This window comes from Clostridium sp., from assembly GCF_034179595.1.
Classification (GTDB): domain Bacteria; phylum Bacillota; class Clostridia; order Clostridiales; family Clostridiaceae; genus Clostridium.
The window spans coordinates 1-4,970 of sequence record NZ_JAXFPT010000001.1 but is presented as its reverse complement, the minus strand read 5'-3'; the positions used below and the strand labels follow the sequence as shown (position 1 = coordinate 4,970).

Annotated in this window: 6 protein-coding genes; all 6 read right to left on the bottom strand. The window is 25.8% G+C overall.

Annotation, left to right across the window (positions count from 1 at the left end; genetic code table 11):
- Positions 1-348: EpsG family protein (locus SPJ33_RS00030; RefSeq protein ID WP_321115918.1), on the bottom strand; the 348-nt coding region annotated here is incomplete at its 3' end.
- A gap of 66 nt (positions 349-414) precedes the next feature.
- Entirely contained in the window at positions 415-1,299 is an 885-nt protein-coding gene (locus tag SPJ33_RS00025) for a glycosyltransferase family A protein (protein ID WP_321115917.1), read from the bottom strand.
- Positions 1,300-1,336: 37 nt separating this feature from the next.
- A complete protein-coding gene (locus SPJ33_RS00020; protein ID WP_321115916.1) occupies positions 1,337-2,440 on the bottom strand; it encodes a glycosyltransferase in 1,104 nt (367 codons plus the stop codon).
- Positions 2,440-3,591, bottom strand: coding sequence for a glycosyltransferase family 4 protein (locus SPJ33_RS00015; protein WP_321115915.1), 1,152 nt, complete (start codon positions 3,589-3,591; stop codon positions 2,440-2,442). Before SPJ33_RS00015 ends, SPJ33_RS00020 begins: the two co-directional genes overlap by 1 nt.
- Positions 3,560-4,222 carry an acetyltransferase gene (locus SPJ33_RS00010; protein ID WP_321115914.1) on the bottom strand — a complete coding sequence of 221 codons (663 nt, stop codon included), beginning with the start codon at positions 4,220-4,222 and terminating at the stop codon, positions 3,560-3,562. Before SPJ33_RS00010 ends, SPJ33_RS00015 begins: the two co-directional genes overlap by 32 nt.
- 17 nt (positions 4,223-4,239) lie before the next feature.
- Positions 4,240-4,920 (bottom strand): CpsD/CapB family tyrosine-protein kinase, encoded by a 681-nt coding sequence (locus SPJ33_RS00005; RefSeq protein WP_321115912.1) that lies wholly within the window; start codon positions 4,918-4,920, stop codon positions 4,240-4,242.
- Positions 4,921-4,970: the final 50 nt, after the last annotated feature.

Here is a 4,970-nt window from a genome sequence, read left to right as displayed (position 1 = left end):
TGCCATATATAAATATAACTGAAGTTCTAAATAACTCTTATACTTATAAAGCATTGCAATATTTAAACCATTTGTTATTAATGCAACTACAAAAATTAATGTCTGAGGATTGGATGATATTTGTGATAATATAAAACTCAACGCTGTAAATCCAGCATCTCTAGAAAAATCAGCACTACTAGGATCTTGCACCATAAGTCTATAACTATGCATATACATTCCAGTATCTCCAATACCACGCCTAAGTCCTGAAATAATTATAAATACTAAAGCTGCAAGTGATACATAAACTATAGATAAATTCTTAATTCTTCTCTCATACATACATCTACTTACGATTGATAACAAATATGTAGTAACTAATGTTAAATAAAATGCCCCAAACTACCATCTCCCTTAAAAATTAAATGTTACTTAAGCCTCTTTTGTGTTTTTCATTATATAGAAATACAATAAAATTCCCATTGGAATAGATAATATAGTAATAATCTTATATGGTGTTTCTTTTAAAAAGCTTTTATTTTTTCTCATTAGACTAGTTGAAACATAATGTATGCTTTCTTTTACCTTATACATTAAAGATGTATTAGGTATTTTTAAATTTTCTAATCTATAGAATGTCCATCCTTTACAATTACTTCTGTATTGTTGTAACATGTTTTTAGAAGATCCATCATCCATATACTCTACTACACAAAAAACTTCATTTACTAAAGCTAATTTATAATTCTCATCTATTTTGTGATATTTATAAGCTAGTCCAACATACTTCTCATCTTCAAACTCAGGATATTTATATTTTTTTGTCAATTCAGTTCTATAAACTAATTTTTTATCACCTTTAACCTTGTATTTATTATATAAATCAAATAGTTTTGACTTTTTAAGATTTTCAGGAAATTTAGTTCCTATTATTTCGCCAGATTTATGTGAGTCTAATCCTGCAATTCCTGCTATATCATCAGCTTTATTTTCTTCCCATGCTTTTAATATTTTCTCTACTGCATCATCTGGCATATAATCATCTGAATCTATACATACATTAATTTCTGTATCTATATTTTCATAAGCTGTATTATGTGCTGTATGCATTCCTCCATTTTTCTTATATATATATTTAATTTCAAAATCAGATTCTTTTTGCCAATTTAAAATTAACTCTTTTGTATTATCAGTAGAACCATCATCTATTACAAGCCATTTAAAATTTTTATTTGTTTGTCTTTTTAAACTTTCATAACATTTATTAATTGTATATGCCCTATTATATGTTGGTGTAAATATTGTTAATTTAATCATTTTCCCCTCCAAATTAAACCTATAATAAAATAATAGTTTAGATAATTATTTTATAGATTTCACTTAATCTGTCTATATAAGAATTAATATCAAAATTTTCATTTATATATTTACAAGCATTATTAGATAATTTATCTTGCAAATCTTTGTTATTTTTTAATTTTTCTAACTCGCTTATAAAATCTGAAATTGAATTATTCTCTATAAGTATTCCAGTATTATTATTTCTAATTACTTCTCTTATACTCCCAACATTCATTGAAATTATAGGCTTTTTAAATGCCATAGCTTCTAATATAACCATTGGCAATCCTTCATATAATGATGGTAAAAAGAATATATCTATTAATGGATAAAATTTATAAACATCTTCTTGAAAACCTGTTAATATAAATAACTCTTCTATATTTAACTCTTTTAAAAGATTTCTAACTTCACTTTCTTGATTTCCACTACCTATAAGTAAAATTTTACAATCTCTAAATCTTTCTTTTTTCTTTGAAATCTCTTTTATAAAAGGTATAATTCCTTTCTGTTCATCTATTCTCCCAATAAATCCTATTACAGTTTTATTTTTAGGTATATTATATTTTTTAAATAAATTATCTTTGTAATATGATTTAACCTTATATATTTTTTTACTATCTATAGCATTAGAAAGGATTTTAGTTTTTTCTTCATCAAAATAAGTCGTATTTTTTTTATAAAAATCATAAACTAAATTTCCACAAGCGATATTATAGTCATATCTTGGTCTAAAAAATGAATCTATTTTTTTATTAACTCCATTTGATTTAAGCCACGGATAACAATTATGTATATGAGATACAACTTTGATATTGCCTCTGCATAATTTCTTAGTTAAATATGCAGTTAATGATGCATTATTATCATGTGCATGAAGAATTTTTATATCATTTTCTTTCATTATTTTTTTTAATCCAAAAATTGTTTTTAATATATTTTTATTAGAAAAATCTAGAGCATAACTCTTTACGCCTTCTTTTTCAAAGATACTTTTTAAATCTTCGCCTCCACATACTACAATAGACTCATACTCCTTCATATTTTTACATATTAAAAGAGCCATTTTTTCTGCACCACTTAATTTATTCATAGGTAAAATATGAAGACATTTCATTAGTCTATTCCCCCTAAGCTTATATAAATAGTTCTTAATTCTTCGCAAATTTTACTTATCTCATAATCTTTTATTTCTTGTATAACTCTTTCTTCTTTATTCAAAGTTACGTTATATACTTCTTCCAAACTTTTCTTTTCTTTTATATACATTTCAATAGCTTTAGCTGTTTCTTCATAATCTCCAACCTTAACTAATGTTCCAACATTACTATTGCAAACTAAATCTCTATTTCCTCTTATATCTGTTGCAATAACCTTCTTTCCATTAGCCATAAGTTCCATTATGTTTCTAGGAAGCCCTTCTCTATATGATAAAAGCACTCCTATATCTGAAATATTTATAAGTTCATTAATATCTGTCCTAAATCCTAAAAAACTTATGTTATTTTCTAATGCTCTTATTTTTACTTCTTTAGTTAATTCATTTAACTTATCACCTTCTCCAACACATAAAGCTTTTATATTTTTATACTTATTTTTTAATATTTCTAATGCTTTAATAAGTTGTATTTGGTTTTTGTTTTCATTAAGTTCTGCTATCATTATTACTATAAAGTCATGATCTTTTAATCCAAGCTCTAACCTTTTTTTAGCCTTTTGATTTTCATCTAATAATTTATATTTTGTTAAGTCTATCCCAACACCTTTTAAATAGTATGTTTCATTTGGTTTTAGCTTATTTTTAGTTATTTCATAATCCTCACTATTTATATTTATAGTTACATCAGTAAATTTAGCCATAAATTTTTCAATAGGATAATAAATCATCCAGCCTAACTTAGATCCACCTTTTAAAAAATGATATCCATGTGCAGTATAAATAGTTTTTAAATTATTAAATCTTAATTTCAATAGCCTTCCAAATATTGATGCTACAGGCGTATGAACATGCACTATATCATATTTATTCTCTTTTTGTATTTTTATAAGCTCTTTGAAAGCCTTTATATTTGCTATACTAAGTGGATTTCTATTAAACGGAATATCAAAAATCTTAACACCTTTATTTATTAAGCTTTTATCTAATTCTTTATCTATTGAACATGCACAATCAACATAATATCCATCATTTAAAAGCATATTTATATGAGGTACTAAAAATGCATTTATAGTCCTGCTAACTGTTGTTACATATAATACCTTTTTCATTCTTTACCTCTCTAGTTGGAACTCCAACATTAATAGTACAATCTTTTATATCTTTTATAACTACAGAACCTGCTCCAATTATTGAAAAATCCCCCACAACTTTATTTTGTATAATAGTAGCACCAGAACCTATTAAACAACCTGTTCCTATTTTATTATGACCTGATATATTTACATTCCACAGAAGAGATGTGTAATCATTAATTATCGCATCATGTCCAATTCCACACTTTGGACTTATAATTACATGATTCCCAATACATATATTAGTAGTTATAATAACGCCAGGATATATTATGCTTCCACCACCTATCTTTACAGTAGGATGTATATTTACATCTGGATGAATTAAAGTTGCAAATTCAAAATTATCTTTTAGTTGTTCTGATATATTCTTTTTTATCCTATAGTCTGCTATAGCAATTATCACATTAGCTTTGTTAAAATTTCTTTTAAGGTATTCTATATTACCTAGAACCTTATATCCATTTATATAACTATTTTTTATTTCATTATTATCATCTATAAATCCAACTATATTCCATATTAGATTCTTTTTATTAATTTCTTCAATTAAAAAAGCAACTTCTTTACCTACACCACCAGCACCTATAATAAAAATGTCTCTCATAAATCCTCACAATATTTCTATTTATTTTTCTTTTTCTTTCTACGATCATTTGAGTAATCATAATAATAAGCTTCTCTCCTCTCAGTCGAAGCACCATTTATAATACTTCCAAGAACTTTTGCTCTTACTTTTTCAAGTTCTTTATATCCTTGTATTATTGATTCACCTCTTGTCTTTTCTGCCCTTACAACAAGTAGTGTGCCATCACTTTTACCTGCAAGTATTTGCCCATCTGTTACAGCTCTAACTGGTGGAGTATCTAATATTATGTGTTCAAAATCATTTTTAAGCTTTTCTATTAAATCTTCCATTCCTTGTGATGCTATAACTTCTGCTGGATTTGGTGGTATGTGTCCTGATGTTAAAAGATATAAATTATTATCTATTTGTTTAATCACATTATCTAGAGAATACTTTCCTATTAAATAATCTGTTAACCCATAATCATTACTTTCTCCAAATTTTCTATGAAGACTTGGCTTTCTAAGATCACAATCTATTAGTATTATTTTTTTTCCACTTTGTGATAATATATATGCCAAATTACTAGAAACTGTAGACTTTCCTTCTCCAGCTTCTGAACTAGTAACAACTATTGTTCTTAACTTTTTATCTATAGATGAATATTCTAAACCTGTTCTTATATTTCTATAACACTCTGCTGTAATAGACTTTGGAAATTTTTTCGTAAAAATCATTTTTTCATCATCTCCTTCTCTAATGGAAGTTCACCAAGTACTGGTATAGG

What these genes read in the sequence shown, in the direction of transcription:
- SPJ33_RS00025 (WP_321115917.1), bottom strand. Translation starts at nt 1,299, where the DNA reads ATGATTAAATTAACAATATTTACACCAACATATAATAGGGCATATACA.
- SPJ33_RS00020 (WP_321115916.1), bottom strand. Translation starts at nt 2,440, where the DNA reads ATGAAATGTCTTCATATTTTACCTATGAATAAATTAAGTGGTGCAGAA.
- SPJ33_RS00015 (WP_321115915.1), bottom strand. Translation starts at nt 3,591, where the DNA reads ATGAAAAAGGTATTATATGTAACAACAGTTAGCAGGACTATAAATGCA.
- SPJ33_RS00010 (WP_321115914.1), bottom strand. Translation starts at nt 4,222, where the DNA reads ATGAGAGACATTTTTATTATAGGTGCTGGTGGTGTAGGTAAAGAAGTT.
- SPJ33_RS00005 (WP_321115912.1), bottom strand. Translation starts at nt 4,920, where the DNA reads ATGATTTTTACGAAAAAATTTCCAAAGTCTATTACAGCAGAGTGTTAT.